Annotated in this window: 12 protein-coding genes; 5 read left to right on the top strand and 7 right to left on the bottom strand. The window is 65.5% G+C overall.

The features are described from left to right. The first annotated feature begins 5 nt into the window (after window positions 1-5). The 3 genes from MesoLj_RS16465 to MesoLj_RS16455 are packed head-to-tail and all read left to right on the top strand — an operon-like array spanning window position 6 to window position 5,301. Complete coding sequence (locus tag MesoLj_RS16465) at window positions 6-4,133, top strand: Pls/PosA family non-ribosomal peptide synthetase (RefSeq protein WP_202326727.1); 4,128 nt, start codon at window positions 6-8, stop codon at window positions 4,131-4,133. 29 nt (window positions 4,134-4,162) lie between these two features. Continuing rightward, window positions 4,163-4,645: a GNAT family N-acetyltransferase gene (locus MesoLj_RS16460; protein WP_140773995.1), complete on the top strand. Its 483-nt coding sequence runs from the start codon at window positions 4,163-4,165 to the stop codon at window positions 4,643-4,645. After that, window positions 4,642-5,301, top strand: coding sequence for a 4'-phosphopantetheinyl transferase family protein (locus MesoLj_RS16455; protein WP_202326726.1), 660 nt, complete (start codon window positions 4,642-4,644; stop codon window positions 5,299-5,301). Before MesoLj_RS16460 ends, MesoLj_RS16455 begins: the two co-directional genes overlap by 4 nt. Before the next feature lie 9 nt (window positions 5,302-5,310). Here the strand turns inward: MesoLj_RS16455 and MesoLj_RS16450 are convergent, their stop codons facing one another. The 7 genes from MesoLj_RS16450 to MesoLj_RS16420 form a co-directional block, all read right to left on the bottom strand. Beyond that, window positions 5,311-6,411 carry a KamA family radical SAM protein gene (locus tag MesoLj_RS16450; RefSeq protein WP_202326725.1) on the bottom strand — a complete coding sequence of 367 codons (1,101 nt, stop codon included), beginning with the start codon at window positions 6,409-6,411 and terminating at the stop codon, window positions 5,311-5,313. A 109-nt stretch (window positions 6,412-6,520) separates the two neighbouring features. Continuing rightward, the gene (locus MesoLj_RS16445) at window positions 6,521-9,244 is read right to left on the bottom strand and encodes a TonB-dependent receptor (protein WP_202326724.1); all 2,724 of its coding nucleotides are present in this window, start codon (window positions 9,242-9,244) and stop codon (window positions 6,521-6,523) included. 121 nt (window positions 9,245-9,365) lie between these two features. Continuing rightward, window positions 9,366-10,325 (bottom strand): FecR family protein, encoded by a 960-nt coding sequence (locus tag MesoLj_RS16440; protein ID WP_202326723.1) that lies wholly within the window; start codon window positions 10,323-10,325, stop codon window positions 9,366-9,368. Window positions 10,326-10,431: 106 nt separating this feature from the next. Next, window positions 10,432-10,938 (bottom strand): RNA polymerase sigma factor, encoded by a 507-nt coding sequence (locus MesoLj_RS16435; protein WP_202326722.1) that lies wholly within the window; start codon window positions 10,936-10,938, stop codon window positions 10,432-10,434. Between the two features lie 899 nt (window positions 10,939-11,837). Further along, window positions 11,838-12,050 (bottom strand): tautomerase family protein, encoded by a 213-nt coding sequence (locus tag MesoLj_RS16430; RefSeq protein ID WP_056571206.1) that lies wholly within the window; start codon window positions 12,048-12,050, stop codon window positions 11,838-11,840. Window positions 12,051-12,081: 31 nt separating this feature from the next. Continuing rightward, window positions 12,082-12,975 carry an SDR family oxidoreductase gene (locus MesoLj_RS16425; RefSeq protein WP_202326721.1) on the bottom strand — a complete coding sequence of 298 codons (894 nt, stop codon included), beginning with the start codon at window positions 12,973-12,975 and terminating at the stop codon, window positions 12,082-12,084. Between the two features lie 7 nt (window positions 12,976-12,982). After that, a complete protein-coding gene (locus tag MesoLj_RS16420) occupies window positions 12,983-13,720 on the bottom strand; it encodes an SDR family oxidoreductase (protein ID WP_202326720.1) in 738 nt (245 codons plus the stop codon). Between the two features lie 102 nt (window positions 13,721-13,822). Between MesoLj_RS16420 and MesoLj_RS16415 the strand changes: the two genes are divergently transcribed. Both MesoLj_RS16415 and MesoLj_RS16410 read left to right on the top strand, forming a co-directional pair. Continuing rightward, on the top strand, window positions 13,823-14,716 hold the full coding sequence (locus tag MesoLj_RS16415; protein ID WP_202326719.1) for a LysR family transcriptional regulator: 894 nt from the start codon (window positions 13,823-13,825) through the stop codon (window positions 14,714-14,716). 95 nt (window positions 14,717-14,811) lie between these two features. Then, window positions 14,812-16,464, top strand: a complete 1,653-nt coding sequence (locus MesoLj_RS16410; protein WP_202326718.1) for an acyl-CoA synthetase — start codon at window positions 14,812-14,814, stop codon at window positions 16,462-16,464. Window positions 16,465-16,552 lie beyond the last annotated feature (88 nt).

The raw sequence follows: 16,552 nt of genomic DNA, 5'->3' as shown, positions 1-16,552 counted from the left end.
TGGAAATGGATCACGGTGTCGATATCGCCGCACTCGACAGGGACACGGCAAGACGGGACGGAGAGCCCGAAACCAGCGTCGCAAGCTTCGATGCACTCATAAGAGGTGCCCAGCGGTTCGCGGCCGCGCACGGCCAGGTTCTGACCGGCGCGGACTTCGCCCGGGCAGGCAGGCCCGATGAGCGGCTGGATGCGGTTTTCGAGCAGCTCGCCGAGACATTCGCCACGCTGCCGGCGGTGATCTCCGAGGGACGTGTCTGGACATATCAGGACCTCGACAAGCGCGCCAACCAGTTCGCCCGCCTGCTGGTCAAGCGCGGCGTGCGGCCGGGCGACCGGGTCGGGCTTATCCTCGACCGGTCGGCGGAGACCTACGTCGCGGTGCTCGCCGTGGTGAAGGCGGGGGCCGCCTTCGTGCCGCTGGCCACCGCGTTCCCGCAAGAGCGCATGGCGCTGATCATCGACGACGCCAGCGTCAGCCTGATCGTCACCATCGCCACCTATGCGTCGCGCGCCGACCAGTTGCCGGTTCCCCACGTGCTGATCGACAGCGCCGCCGCCGAGATCTCCAAACAGTCCGACGCGCCGCTGAAGCTGCACAAGGCGCCGGCCTCCGTCGCGGTCGAAGACATCTGCTACATCCTCTACACTTCGGGCACGACAGGCAGGCCGAAGGGCGTGGCCGTCCGGCACCAGAGCTTCGTCAACTTCATCCGGGTCGCCGCCGCATCCTATGGCTACCGGCCGGGCGACCGCGTCTACCAGGGCATGACCATCGCCTTCGACTTTTCCTCCGAGGAGATCTGGGTGCCGTTCGTCGCCGGTGCGACCGTGGTGCCCGCGCCCGGCCAGATGCCGCTCGTCGGCGAGGAACTCGCCGATTTCCTGCGCCATCACGACATCACCTGCATGGCCTGCAGCCCGACCTTGCTGTCGTCCATGGCAAGCGACGTGCCCAGCCTGCGCACGCTGCTGGTCGGCGGCGAGGCCTGCCCGCACAATCTGGTGGTGCGCTGGTCCAAGCCCGGGCGGCAGATCCTCAACACCTACGGCCCGACAGAGGCGACCGTCACGGCAACCATGGGCGCGCTGACGCCGGACAAGCCCGTCACCATCGGCGCGCCGCTGCCCACCTACTCCATCGTCATTCTCGACCCTTCGCTGCCGGAACTCGCCGAGCCTGGTGAACTGGGCGAGATCGGCATCGCCGGCATCGGGCTCGCGGTCGGCTACCTCAACAGGCAAGACCTCACCGAACAGAAATTCATCCCCGATTTCATCGGCCTGCCGAACAACCCGTCGAAGCGCATCTACCGCACGGGCGACCTTGGCCGGATCAACGGCGATGGCGAGATCGAGTATGCTGGGCGCATCGACACCCAGGTGAAGATCCGCGGCTATCGCATCGAGCTCGGCGAGATCGAGGCGGTGCTGCTGGACCAGCCCGCCATCGCGCAGGCCGCCGTCACCACCTGGGAGATCGAGCCCGGCCGTGTCGAGCTCGTCGCCTACTACGCGCCCAAGGCCGGAGCGCCGGCGATCTCGCGCGCCGATCTCGCCCACACGATGAAGCGGCGCCTGCCGGACTACATGGTGCCCTCCTATCTGGAGGAACTGCCGGCGATCCCGATGACCGTCTCCAACAAGGTGGATCTTCGCCAGTTGCCGAAGCCGACCAGCGTGCGGCTTTCCGCCGACCGCGAGATGGTCGCGCCCGGCAATGACGACGAGCGCTTCCTGGCCGACGCGCTGGCCGCCGTGCTGAAATTCGACGCGGTCTCGGTCGAGGACAATTTCTTCGACGATCTCGGCGCCAACTCGCTGCTGATGGCGCATTTCTGCGCGCGTGTTCGCACCCGCAAGGAATGGGCGACGACGTCCATGCGCGACATCTATCTCTATCCGACCGTGGCGCGCCTGGCCAAGCATCTGAGCGTAGCGGAAGAGATGACAACGGCCACCAATGAGCCTGTCCTCACCCGCCAGGCATCAAACCTTGTCTATTGGACCTGCGGAATGGCGCAGCTCATGTTCTACCTTGTCTACAGCTATGCCGCGCTGTGGGTTCTCGACCACGGCCTCGACTGGGTCTATGACGCGCTCGACGAGCCGCTGCAGCTTTACATCAGGTGCGTCGCGCTGTCGGCCGGCGTGTTCTTCGGCATGTCCGGCTTTGCCGTTGCCGCGAAATGGCTGCTCGTCGGCCGCTGGAAGGCGGAAGCGTTTCCCATCTGGGGCCTGCGCTACTATCGCTTCTGGGTCGTCAAGACGCTGATCCGCACGGCGCCCGTCGTGCTCTTCCGCGGCAGCCCGCTCTACAGCATCTATCTCAGGCTTCTTGGCACCAAGCTCGGCCACAACGCCGTCATCGAATCCAAATCCGTGCCGGTCTGCACGGATCTCATTTCGATCGGCGCCAACACCATCCTGCGCAAGGAATCGATGATCCTCGGCTATCGCGCCCAGTCCGGCTATATCCATACCGGTCCGCTGACCATCGGTCGCGACGCCTTCGTCGGCGTCGGCTCCACGCTCGACATCGATACCTCGATCGGCGACGGCGGCCAGCTCGGCCATTCGTCCTCGCTGCAGAGCGGGCAAAGCATTCCCGACGGCGAGCACTGGCACGGATCGCCGGCCGTGCCGACCACGGCCGACTATTGCAAGGTGCGCAATGCCAACCCTTACGAGGTTCGGCGTTTCCTCTATGAAGCCGTTCAGCTGGTGCTGCTGTTCGCTGTCATCACCCCGCTGCCGCTCCTGTTCCACAGCTATTGGGAATATGTCGGCGACGACTATCAGGAGACGATCGGCCTTGTCGCGATCGGCACCACGGTCACGCTGTTCGGCTATATCGCCGTGGCCTTTCTCGCCGCCACGGTGGTGCCGCGCGTTTTCAGCCTGATCCTGAAGCCGGGCCGCACCTACACGCTCTACGGCTTCCGCTACTGGCTGCAGACCGTCTCCGAATTCTCGAGCAACTCGCGCGTGCTGGGCCTGCTGTTCGGCGACAGCTCGGCCATCGTCCACTATATGAGCGCCATCGGCTGGAACCTCAACAAGGTGGTACAGACCGGCTCCAATTTCGGCTCCAACCAGCAGCACGAAAACCCGCTTCTATGCGAGATCGGCACCGAGACCATGGTGTCCGACGGGCTGTTCATGATCAATGTGCACAAATCCGCCTCGGCTTTCCGGCTCGAGCCGACACGCATTGGCGAGCGCAACTATCTCGGCAACAACATCTACTATCCGCCGGATGGACGCACGGGCGACAACGTCCTGCTCGGCACCAAGGTGATGATCCCCATCGATGGCCCGGTGCGCGAGAATGTCGGCCTGCTTGGTTCGCCTGCCTTTGAAATCCCGCGCATGGTGAACCGCGACAAGGAACTCATCGCCGGCGTCGATGAAGCCGACCGGCGCCAGCGCATCCCGTTCAAGAACCGCCACAATCTGGTGACGATCCTTCTGTTCATGGCAACGCAATGGGTCATGCTGTTCGCCACGCTGGCGATCTGGGACCGCGCGCTGAACTACTACACCGAATGGAACGAGGTCGCCCTCTTCGTCGCCGTGCTCCTGACATCGGCGATCACCATTCCGTTCTACATTTTTGTCGAGCGGGCAAGCCTTGGCTTTGGGCGGCTGAAGCCGCGGATGACGACGATCTACGATGTCGACTTCTGGCGCCACGAACGCCATTGGAAGCTTGCCGATACACCGATCGTGCGCCTGTTCGGCGGCACGCCGTTCCGGCCGATCATCCTGCGCATGCTGGGCGTCAAGGTCGGCAAGCGGGTCTACGACGGCGGCAGCAACCTGACCGAGCGTTCGCTGGTCGAGATCGGCGATGACGTCACGCTCAACGAGGGCTGCGTCATCCAGGCCCATTCGCTGGAAGAAGGTGCGTTCAAGTCGGACTTCATCCGCATCGGTGACGGTTGCACGCTCGGACCGTCCGCCTTTGTCCATTACGGCGTCGTCATGGGCAAGGGATCGATGGTCGATGCGGACTCCTTCGTGATGAAGGGTGAAGTGCTGGAGCCCAACTCGATCTGGCGCGGCAACCCGGCCAAGCTGCATCGTTTCGTCGAGCCGATCATGGATGACGGCTCCACGGCGTCATCCTGACGCTCGATCCCGATAGCATCGGAGGTCACTTGACAGAGCGATCCGGAAGCACGCCGGACATCCGGATCGCGCCGGTTACCCCGGCCAATCGCGCGCTTGTGACAGCACTGCGGCTGGCGCCGGAGCAGATGGATTTCGTCGCGGGCAACGCGGCCTCGCTGCGCGAAGCCAGGTCCGATCACGACGCGCGGCCGCGCGCGATCATGGCCGGGGATCGTGTTGTCGGGTTCCTGATGTACGAGGCGCCGCGCGATGATGACGAGGCGCGCATCTACCGGTTCATGATCGACCGCGCCAGCCAGGGCAAAGGCTACGGCAAGGCCGCGCTGCGCGAGGTGCTGCGCGAAATCGGCGGGCTCGATCACATCAGGCACGTTTCCATCTGCTACGAGCCGGAGAATGAGGCGGCACGCCAGCTCTACCGCGCCGCCGGTTTCGTGGAAGAAGGGCTCGACGAGGATGGCGAAATGATCGCCGACCTCGCCTTGCCGGCATCGATGGGCGATCGATGATGCCAGCCGCAAATCCTTCGCCTCCAGATCTGCCCGAGGAACGCGCGCTCGCGCAAGCGCTGGCCGCCCTCGCCTCGAACGGGATCCGCACTGGATGCCGGCTCATACGCGAAGGCGACGAGACCCATCTTTTGCCCGAGGAGGCGCGCTCCAGTCCGGCGCGCCAGCCGGCCATGCGGCGAGCCAGCGGCGCGGCGCGATGGATCGCGCACAGGCTGCTGGCGGATCTCGGGATCAAGAACGTCACCCTCCCGCGCGCGCCATCCGGTGCTCCGGTCTGGCCGGACGGGATAATTGGTTCGCTCGCCCATGACGACGACATGGCCGTGGCGGCGGTCGCGACGGTCGGCCGGATCCTCTCGCTCGGTATCGACGTCGAGCCCGCGCTGCCCCTGCCCGATGATATTTTCGGAATCGTTGTAACCGCCGCGGACCGGACAGGCGCGGCCGACCCGCGGCTTGCCGGCCGCATCCTCTTTGCCGCCAAGGAAGCGGTCTACAAGGCAGCATATCCGCTCGATCGCGAGGTGCTGGGCTACGAGGACATCGCGGTGAACCTCGATGCCGGCCGCGCGACGACGAAGACCGGCCGCGGGGTCAGCCTCGCATATTGCGTTGCCCCGCGTGTAGCCGTGTTGGCGTTTGTTAGGGAATAGCAAACGGCCCTATTCGCCCACGATCTCGCGATACTCCCTCACCTTCCCATCCAGCCCGCGTATCCGCCAGGTGTCCACCTCGCGCCCCTCGATAGGGCACGGCCCGAGCGGCACCTTGCCGCCGCCTTCCGGCAGGTCGAGCACATAGACGGGATTGCAGATGCCCGACAGGCGCGCCCTGAGCGCTTCCACCAGCGCCTGGCCCTGCGCGATCGTGGTGCGGCGGTGGGCCATGCCGCGCGCGAGATCGCCATGATGGAGGTAATAGGGCTTTACCCCGAGCCGGTACATCAACTCGCGGCAAAGCTCTTCCAGCACCTCGACGCTGTCATTGACGCCTTTGAGCAGGACACTCTGGTTGAGCAGCACGAATCCGGCTTGCCGCATCGTCCGGCAGGCCGCCTCGGTGGCGTCGGTTATCTCGCGCGCATGGTTGAAATGGGTGACGACGGTGACCATCAGCCGGCCCTGCAGCGCCTCGACCAGCCCCGCTGTGATGCGCGCCGGCAGCGCCACCGGCACGCGTGTGTGGACGCGCAGCAGCCGCACATGCGGAATGGCCTCGATGCGGGCGCGGATTTCGGCCAGCGCCTTGTCGGGCAGCGACAGCGGATCGCCGCCGGTCAGGATCACTTCGCGAATTTCGGGATGCTCGGCGATATAGGCCAGCGCCGGCTCCAGCGCCTCGCGCGTATAGCCGCGCCCGATCGAGGTCAGCGATTCCTTGCGGAAGCAGAACCGGCAATAGACGGCGCACTGATAGGTCGGGAACAACAGCACCCGATCGGCATGGCGATGCGTCAGCCGGGGCACCGGGCTGAAATCATGGTCGGCGATCGGATCGCCAAGCTCGCCCTCCGTTTCCACCAGTTCGCCCGGTGACGGGATGACCTGCGCGCGGATCGGGTCGGCCGGGTCGTTCCAGTCGATCAGGTCGAGATAGGCTTTCGGCGCACGCACCTTGTGCCGGCCGGCGGCCTCCTGCGCGGCTTGGCGCTCGGCGGACGAAAGCGGCAGGGAGGCAAGGTCGCGCACATGGCGCACACCCTGGCGGACATCGTCCTGCCAGGCGGCGTCCGGCTCGCGGGTCGCATCTTTGAGGTCGGTCATTGCAGGTCTCGGCTGTTCGCGCGGACCTATCGGCCGGATGGGCGGCGCGGTCAACCGTCACGGAAGCCAACGACGCCCGCCCCCACTCCGCGACCTTTGTGCGATGCCCTCAGAACTTCGCCGTCAGCGACCCATAAAACGTCCGCCCCGGTCCCGGCTCGGTCACCAGCCCAAGCGGATCGATATAGTACCTGTCGAACAGGTTCTCGATCCGCGCTGTCGCCGTCAGGTTCTCCGTCAGCTTGTATTCGGCAAAGACATCGACCAGCGTGTAGGGATCCCATTTGACCAGCGAAATGAACTGGCTGAGCCCCTGGCTGGTCACCTGGCCGTGGCCGATGGCGCGCGGCCCGACATAGGAAGCCCTGCCGCCCAGCGTCAGCCTGTCCTCGAAGAATTTCTGCGTCAGCGTCAGGTCGAGCGAATATTTTGGCGGCACCTGGTTGGTGGCGTAGTCGCCATACATCGTCTTTGTGTCGCAGGCGCCGTTCAGCTGACAGAACTCGACATTGAGATAGTAGTTGGCCGCGAAATCCGCCGCGAAGTCGCCGATCTCGTAGCGGCCGGACAATTCCACGCCGGAGAACCTGGCACGGTCGATGTTGTAGACCTGCATGCCGTACCAGGTGTAGCCGTCGCCCGGGAAAGACCGGAACGAGCGCGCGATATAATCCTTCACGTTCCAGTTGAAGTAGCCGAGCTTGAGCATGCCGGCATCGGTATCGCTGAACAGGCCATTCCTGTGGACATTCATGCCAAGCTCCCAATTGCTGGAGCGCTCCGGGCCGAGGTTCGGATTGGGGATGATGGTGAAGGCCGAGACCGACTCGAACAGGCTGGGGAAGCGCAAGGCATTGGAATAGTTGACATAGAACTGCGTGCCGTCGAACGGCTCGACCGTCACGCCGACCGACGGGCTGAAGCCGCCGTCGCTGCGGTCGGGTTTGGCATTCAACTGATCAGGTGAGTTGGCCTGCGTGCGCCGGTCATGCGACCAGAACTGCGAATAGCGCAGGCCGGCATTCAGCGTCAGCCAGTCCACCGGCTTGTAGGCCAGCTTGGTATAGCCCGCCGCCTCCTGCCGCTCGGCGTCGCGCAGGTTGAGCCAGCCTTCGATCGTGTCGGTCAATCCGCTCGGCTTGGTGTCCTCGTTGCGGTAGGTCAGGCCGTAGGTGAAATCGAGCGCGCCATAGTCGGTGACGAATTTGGACTTGTTGGAGACCTCGCCGCCCCACATGACCGTATCGGAGCCCGTGCGGTAGTCCGCCGGCACACCAGGGGGCCGCTGGCCATAGGCGTTGCGCGGCGGGTTGCGCAGCTCGAGATTGGTCACCCACAGATTGGCGGTGAGATCGAGCAGGTCGTTGCCTTCCGGATTGAGGCGATAGCGCAGCGTGCCGGTGTCGACCTTGGTGCCGGTTGTCTGGGCCTGCTGGACCGCCTGTCCGGTAGCGTTGCCGAGCGCTGAAGCCAGCCGGTCGCCGGCGTCGCTGCGGAAACCGGTATAGCCAAATTGCAGACTCTGTCCGTCACCGAAACGCCAGGTGCCCTTGGTGATCCAGGACTGGGATTGAAGCTGCGTGTTGAGCACTTCCTCGCCGGGGCGATAATTGGCGATGCCGGTGTTTACGACATAGTCCCTGTAGAGGAGATAGGATGGGCATTCACCGCTCGCATAGCAGTAAGGCTGGGGACCTGTTCTGACGGGATTGGCGTGTGGGCCGTACTTGCCGGCGTGGTAGTTGCCCTGGTCACGATAGGCATAGCCGACGAGAAAGTCGAAGTCTTCCTGCTTGACCGCCGCGACGATGCTGGCCGAGCCCTGCGTGGGCTTCAGCAAGCCTGGCCGATCCAGTCCGGTTCCGGAAGGTGTGATTACGCCATAACCCGAATTCGGATCATTCGTGGAGCCAAGGGGGTTGCTGATGAGATAGCCGGCCTTGTCGCCAGGCTGGGGCGTGCTCGTGTTCGAGCCAAAGCCGCCCTTCAGCCGCACCCCGAATGTCTTGCCATCCTCGACGATGTCGGACGGGTTCAACGTCCTCATGGCGACGGTGCCGGCAATGCCGTAGGACGCGACGTCGGAGCCCTTGGTGATGTCGACACCGCCCAGAAGGTCCGGATCGACGAAGGTGCGGTTCGAGATGCCCTGGTAGCCCTGATAGACCTGTAGCGAGTTTTCCGCCCCGTCAACGGTGACGTTGACGCGGCCCATGCCTTGCATGCCGCGCACGTTGACGTCGATGGAACCGGCGCCGTTGCGCGCCTCGCCCGACATAACACCCGGCGTGCCGCGAAAAATTTCGGCCGGGCTCGAGCCGCGGAACCGTTCGATGGTTTCGCCTGAAATGTAGGCGGTGGGAGCCGCTGTTCTGTACGGCTCCTCGCCCGGACTGCCGCCGCCGGCGACGACGGTTATCGGGTCGAGCGTCAAACCGTCCGCCGCGCCCGCCGACGGCGCGTGCGCGGCGGCGACCCTGTCGCTGATCGTCACCGTGTTGGCGCCGGTGAAGGCATGGGTCAGGCCCGTGCCCTGCAGGATCCGCGCCAGCGCCGCGCCGGGTGCCGCCGCCCCGGAGACGCCGGGCGACCGCTTGCCCGCGGCGATCTCGGGCAGATAGGTGACCTGCAGCCTGGCCTGCCTGCCGAACGCCGCCAGCGCGCCCGAAAGCGAGCCGGGCGGAATGTTGAAGGTCGCCTGCTGCGCGGATTGCCCATGCGCCTCCCCTTGCACGGCAACCATTGCCGCGCCCACCGTCGATGACAGCAGCGCCGCGATCAGCAGCCTTCGTCCAAATCCTCTTGTCGCATCAGTCTTCTGCCCCAGCCTCATGGCCCAGCCGCTCCATTTTCATTTTTGTGGAAGGGAGGCCTGTTTGGCAGCGGCTGACGGCAACCCCTGTGAGATCAAACGAACGGGGGCTTCGGATTTTCTCCCCTCGGCTCGAATTTTTTCAGATCGATGAAATAACGGTCAGCCACGGCGATATCCGCCGTACCTTGCCGTTATGCGGCTGGACGACCGCTTCCAGCGCGGCGAGCGGATTTGTGAGATCGAACACCCCGCTGATGCGCCCCGCGCCAAGCCCGGAATCGGCGATCACCACGCGGCCGGCCTGCCAGCGTGCGATCCTGGCCACGACCGAAGCCACCGTCTCGCGTTCGGCGACGATCAGTCCGTCGCGCCAGGCCGCAATCTGGCCGGCGTCACGGGTTCCACGCTCGACGGCGAGCGTGCTGCCGTCGAGCGCCAGCCATTCGCCGCCGGAAAGCCTTTGCGCCTGCGCCAGGGGCGAAGCGGGCATCGCCACCTCGACCAGCCCATGCGCCACCGACACCGTCAGCAGCCCGGCATCACGGCTGACATCGAAAGCGGTGCCGAGCGCGGTCGACGTCAGCGTCTCCACCTGCACCTGGAAGGGCCTGGCGGCATCCGCCGCGACCTCGAAGAAGGCCATGCCGGCCAGCAGTTCGACCCGCCTCAGATCGGGCGTGAAGGCGCTGCGCATGGCGCTGTCGGGGCCGAGCGTGACGACGCTGCCGTCGGACAGGGTGACGCGGCGCAGCTCCGCCGTCGACGTGATCTGGTCGGCCTTGAGGCGGATCAACAGCTCCGGCCCGAAGAGCGCGCCGCTGCCGAGCGCGGCCAGCCCGGCAAGACCCGTCAGGATGACCTTACGCCGCGACACGCCTTCCCCGGTGCTCGCGGCCTTGCGGCGGTCCTCGAACACCTTGCCGGCCATGCCGTGGATTTCGGCAATCTCCGCCCAGGCCGCCTCATGCGCCGGGCCGCGGGCGCGCCAGTTCTGGATCAGCTCGCGCGCGACCGGATTGGCCGGCTCGTTCTGCAGGCGGATGACGAGGTCGGCCGCCTCCTCGAAAAGCCTGTCGTCGTCGCTGATGTCCTCAATCATGCCTCTGCAAACCCGCCGGCGCCCTGCTTCCGAAGGCCAAATCCACCCTCCAGCCATTGAAACGAATGAACGGCGGCAATTTCCTGCCGCGACATGCTACTCGCATTCATCGCGGCACATCCTCGTTGAGGCGCGCGCGCAGATGCTGGTAGGCGCGGCGGATCAGCGTCCAGGTCCGCGACGTCGAAAGCCCGAGCTCGACGGCGACTTCGCTCATCGTCTTCTCGCCCAGTCGGTGCATCTCGAAGGCCATGCGCGTGCGCTGCGGCAGTTCCAGCAGCGCCTTCTCGACGATCGCCAGCCGCTGCCGGTCATAGACGACGGTCTCGGCCGATGGCGCGCTGTCGGCGATGCGCTGGAAGTCGTCATCGGCCAGATGCACATGCTCGACGACGCGTTCGCGCCGCTTGAGGTCGATCGAAAGGTTGCGGGCGACGCGCCACAGATACGCGCGCGGGTTTTCGCCCTCGCCGTTCGGCGTCGCCGTCATCACCCGCACGAACGTGTCCTGCGTCAGGTCGGCGGCGGTCTCAGGCGTATGGCCACGACGGCGCAGGAACCGGTCGATCTCGCGCGCATGCCTGACGAACAGCCCGTGCAGATCCCACCTCACGCGGCCTCCGCGAACCGAGGCGGCCCCAACGCGTCGGTCGATAATGATCGCTTGCGTCTGCACGAGAGCCGCGAGCGGCTATGGAAATGACGATCAGTAGCCATTGGACGAATACAACAACTGTGAGTTGGCTCGCATCCTGTCACCCAAGCAAGCCGTTGATCGCCATCCCTACGGCTTCTGAAATTCTCCTGCAATGGCAACAGGTTAGAATGATTTTTCGAATCAGGACACGGCCACGGCTAAATAGATGACTATTTTAATCATGTTTTTCACGGTGATAGCGCTTTTTGGGCGACGGCGCAGCCTTGCCCTGCCGCGCCATGGCGCGGCGGCATTTGCCCGCACGTGTTGCTCAAATGCCGCAGCGATTGCTTACGCTTTTCGCATCGACTGGGCGACATGGCCGCGACTGGCTGCTCGCCGAAGTGGCGGCGGACTGGGTTGGGATGACCGGGAAAGATCGAAACGAAGCACAGGACAACGCGGGCACGAATTGAGCCAAGCTGTTGACTCCGGCGCGGATTCGCATGCCAATATCCCCGCATTTCAGGCGGGGACCTTCGATGAAAAAAACCTACGTCAAGCCAGAGCTGACAAAGCATCAGAAACTCTCGGCCGTAACGGCACAGACGACCAATTCGAACGACTCCCAGGCGCCCGAGTAACCCTGAACGCGACTTGGCCGCGGGAGTTCTGATTTCTCTGAAACAAGAGCGAGCGAGACAGGTGGACAGCTCGGGGCTGTCCACCTGGCCCCCGCCTGGTGCATGTCGCCCCAAAGGGGGCATCGGTTTTCAGGGAACCGACATGCAGGCCCCGCCGACAGAGTGGACGCTGGCGTCCGCGGCGACCAGTCGTCATATGACGACTGTCGAGCGCGGCAAGGGCCGCTCCCGCTACTCCTTGGCGCGATAGGCTTCCGGCACGACGAACACTTCGTCGGCCCGGCCATAGCCGCCGTCGGCGACCTCTTCCACCAGCACCATCGTGGTCGGCCTGGCGACCTCGCCGAAAAAGTCGACGAACATGGCTGTGGTCCGGTGGATGAGGTCTTCCTTCTGCGCCCTGGAGAGTGCGGCCTGCGGCACCTTGATGTTAGCGAATGGCATGATCGTTTCCTTAGCTTCTTGAGGTTGGGTTTCAGGCTTTGGGATGGAGCAGGTCGGCAAGGCCGATCCGTTCCATGAGTTGCGCGCGCACGCGGTCGGCAACACCGTTGACGATTGCCGCGCCATCATCGGAAGGGTCGATATGCACGCGCAGCGGGCGGCTGCCGTGCGGCATCGCCACGAGATCGACGATTGCCGTCGCGACCTCGGCCGGGTCGGCATCCGCCGGCTCCAGTGCCGCCAGCCCCTTCAGCACCTTCTGGTCGACATCGGCATAGGGACCGGACCAATAGAGGCCGGCGCGCTCGGTGTCGGCGGGTGCCGCGGCATGGTGGAAATGCTCCGTGCCCTTGGTAAAGGCGCCGGGCACCACGATCGTCGTTTCGATGCCGAACCGGGCGAGCTCCAGCGCATAGCTCTGCGCCAGCGCGTCCATGCCGGCCTTGGCCGCGAAATAGGGCGCCAGGAATGGCGGCGTGCCGCCGCGCGTGCTGCTCGAGCCGACCCAGATCAGCTGGCCCCGGCCGAGAGAACGCATATGCGGCAGGGCCGCGCGGTTGACCCGCTGCGTGCCGACGACGTTGACGTCATAGAGCTGCGCCAGCTGTTCGGGCGAGAAAGCCTCGGCCGGCCCGAACCCCATATGCCCGGCGTTGTGGATCAGCACGTCGAGCCGGCCGGCCTCACCGACGATCTGCCGGATCGCCGCTTGCGCCGAGGTATCGGAGGTGACGTCGAGCGCGATGGTCTTCAGCGCCACGTCCTCGTCACGAGCGAACTTTTCCATCTCGGCTACCGCAGCTCCACGCGCCGAGGGGTCGCGCATCGAGGCATAGACAGTGTGGCCGGCTTTTGCGAGCGCCCGCGCCGTCATCGCCCCGAAGCCGCTGGAGGCGCCGGTGATCAGGATTGTCTTTTGCATCATTGCCTCCTCAGATCACGCCGCCATTGGCGCGGATGATTTGTCCGTTGACCCAGCCGCTGTCCGGCCCGGCGAGGAACGCGACCACGCCGGCAATGTCGTCGGGCTGGCCGAGCCGGCCGAGCGGGATCATCTTGCCAATGGCCTCGATCTGCGCCGCGCTCTTGCCGTCCGTGAACAGCGCCGTCTCGACCGGTCCGGGTGCCACCGCGTTGACGGTGACGCGGCGCGCGCCAAGCTCCTTGGCGAGGATGTGCGTCATCGCCTCGACCGCCGCCTTGGTGGCGGCGTAGACGCCGTAGCCCGGCTGATAGAGGCCGACGACGCTGCTCGAAAAATTGACGATGCGGCCGCCATCCCTCAGGCGTTTTGCGCCTTCGCGCATGCCACGGAACACGCCGCCGAGATTGATCGCGACCTGCGTGTCGAACGAAGCATCGTCGGTCGCGGCGATCGGGGACAGCTTCATGATGCCGGCATTGTTGACGAGGATGTCGACGCCGCCGAAGGCCTTCTCGCCGGTGTCGAAAAGTGTTGCGATGCCAGCCGGGTCGGCGATGTCGGCCTGCACGGCGATCGCCTTGCCGCCAGCGGCCTCGATCGCGCCGACAAGCGCTTCGGCCTCGGCGCGGCCCCGTGCGTAGTTGACGACGACGGCGATGCCGTCGCGGGCGAGCCGCTGCGCGATCGCCGCACCAATACCCTTGGAGGCGCCGGTGACGATCGCGGTTCTGGTTGGTTTTGTCATGGAAGTCTCTCCGTTTGTTGGTGACACGGATATAGACCGGGCCAACTTCCGGATAATCAGCCGACACTTGACATCACTATTCGGAAACTGCGAACAAAGGCGATGGATCGGCTAGACACGATGCGGCTCTTCGTTCGCGTGCTGGAGCGGCGCAGCTTCACCGCTGCCGCCGCCGATCTCGGCCTTCCCAGGTCAACCGCGACGGAAGCGATCCGGCGGCTCGAGGAACATCTCGGCGCGCGCCTGCTGGAGCGGACGACACGGCAAGTGAACGCCACGCAGGACGGCGAGGCCTACTATCAACGTTGCCTGTCGATCCTGGCCGAGATCGAGGATGCCGAGGCCGCCTTCCGCAAGGCCGAGCCCTTCGGCCTGCTGCGCATCGACGCCAGCACGCTGCTCACCCGCACCTTCCTGTTGCCGCGCCTGCCCGAATTCCTCGCCCGTTATGTCAGGATCGACCTGCAGATCGGCCAGAGCGACCGGCTGGTCGATCTCGTGCGCGAGGGCGTCGATTGCGTCATCCGCGTCGGCGAGCCGCCCGACAGCGGCATGATCATGCGACGGCTGGGGATGATCCGCGAGATGACCTGCGCCAGCCCCGCCTATCTCTCTCGCCACGGCACACCCGCTACCCCCGATGCGCTTGACGGCCATCAGGCAATCGGCTTCGTCTCGTCGCGCACCGGCGAGGTGCTGCCCTTCGAGTTCACCGTCGGCGGCAGGACGCGCGAGGTCCGATTGCCGGGCCGCGTCGCCGCCAACAATTCCGACACCGCCGCCGACCTGGCGCGGCTTGGCCTCGGCCTCATCCAGGCGCCGCGCTATCGCTTCGAGAAGGATCTTGCCGACGGCACGCTGGTCGAGGTGCTGGCCGACTACCCGCCCTCGCCGACGCCGCTCTCCGCGCTCTACCCGCAAAACCGGCAGCTCTCGCCGCGCCTGCGCGTCTTCCTCGACTGGGCGGCGCGCATCTTCGCCGAGGCGAACTTGTAGCAGCGGCCCCGCCGTTGCCCTTTGGCCGCATCCGATGGCATTGTTGACCCGACAGCGCGCCATGGGGAGATGGGGCGCCGCCAGGGAGGACTGACATGACCAAGACCGGCTTGCCGCGCTACGAGGACGCCGTTGCGGCCTTTCGCATCGAGGACGAAATCGCCAGGCTCGACGGCGACCCGGCGACCGGCATCAATGCCTATGTCGAATGCTGCGGCCGCCATACCGGGCGGAACCGGCTGGCGCTGCGCGCGATCTCCGCCGCCGGCGAACTCCGGCTGTTCAGCTTCGATGACCTCGCTGATATGTCGGGCCGCGTCGCCAATTTGCTCAAGGAACAGGGCGTCGGCCCGGGCGATGTCGTGGCCGGCATGCTGCCGCGCATTCCCGAACTGGTGGCGCTCATCCTCGGCACATGGCGCATCGGCGCGGTCTACCAGCCGCTGTTCACCGCTTTCGGGCCGAAGGCGATCGAGCACCGCCTGGGCTACAGCGGCGCCAGGCTGGTGGTGACCAACCCGGCCAATCGCGGCAAGCTCGACGAGATCGAGAACCGCCCGCCGATCGCCACCATTCTTGGCCCCGGTGATGCCTTGCCCCAAGGCGACATCGATTTCCGCGCCGCGCTTGCCGCCGCCTCCCCCGATTGCGAACCCGTCATGCGCAAGGGCGATGACCTGTTCATGATGATGTCGACATCAGGCACGACGGGCCTGCCCAAGGGCGTGCCCGTACCGCTCAGCGCCCTGCTCGCCTTCGGCGCCTATATGCGTGACGCGATCGGGCTGCGCCCCGACGACGTCTTCTGGAACATCGCCGATCCGGGCTGGGCCTACGGCCTCTACTACGCCATCACAGGCCCGCTGCTGCTCGGCATCGCCACCACCTTCAACGAGGGCGCCTTCACCGCCAGGAGTACCTATGAAATCATCGAGCGGCTCGGCGTGACCAGCCTCGCCGGCTCGCCCACCGCCTTCCGCCTGCTGCTGGCCGAAGGGCCGGAGGCGGCCGCCGGCATCAAGGGCCGCCTGCGTGTCGTGAGCAGCGCCGGCGAGCCGCTCAACCCGGAAGTGATCCGCTGGTTCGACACCCACCTCGCCGCCCCCATCCACGACCATTACGGCCAGACCGAGAACGGCATGATGGTCAACAACCACCACGGCCTTGCGCATACGGTTCGCGCGGGCTCGGCCGGCTTCGCCATGCCGGGCTATCGCATGGTGGTGCTGGACGAGGCCGGCAACGAGCTTGGCCCCAACCAGCCCGGCATTCTCGCCGTCGACATCGCCAACTCGCCGCTGCGCTGGTTCGACGGCTATCACCAGGCCGAGACGCCGGCGGTCGCGGGCGGCTATTACCGCACCGGCGACACGGTGGAATACGAACCGGACGGCTCGGTCTCCTTCATCGGCCGCGCCGACGATGTCATCACCTCGTCGGGCTACCGCATCGGCCCCTTCGATGTCGAAAGCGCGCTCATCGAACATCCCGCCGTCAACGAGGCGGCCGTGGTCGGCGTGCCCGACCCGCAGCGCACCGAAATCGTCAAGGCCTTCGTCATCCTGGCGCCAGCCTATCAAGGCAGCCCGGAACTGGCCGAGGAACTCGCCCAGCACGTCCGCAAGCGCCTCTCCGCGCACGCCTATCCGCGCGAGATCGACTTCGTCGCCGAACTGCCGAAGACGCCAAGCGGCAAGATCCAGCGCTTCCTGCTGCGGAAGGCGGAGGTGGAGAAGCGGAAGGGCTGAGAGGGTCACAAATGGTAAAAGTTCGCCTTGCGGCAATTGACTACCCAGGCCTTGAAATGACCGCTGTGGGCGGTCCGTCAGCCTGTGG

It is taken from the genome of Mesorhizobium sp. 113-3-9 (assembly GCF_016756515.1).
Taxonomy (GTDB): Bacteria; Pseudomonadota; Alphaproteobacteria; order Rhizobiales; family Rhizobiaceae; genus Mesorhizobium.
This window is presented reverse-complemented; position numbering and strand designations above follow the sequence as displayed.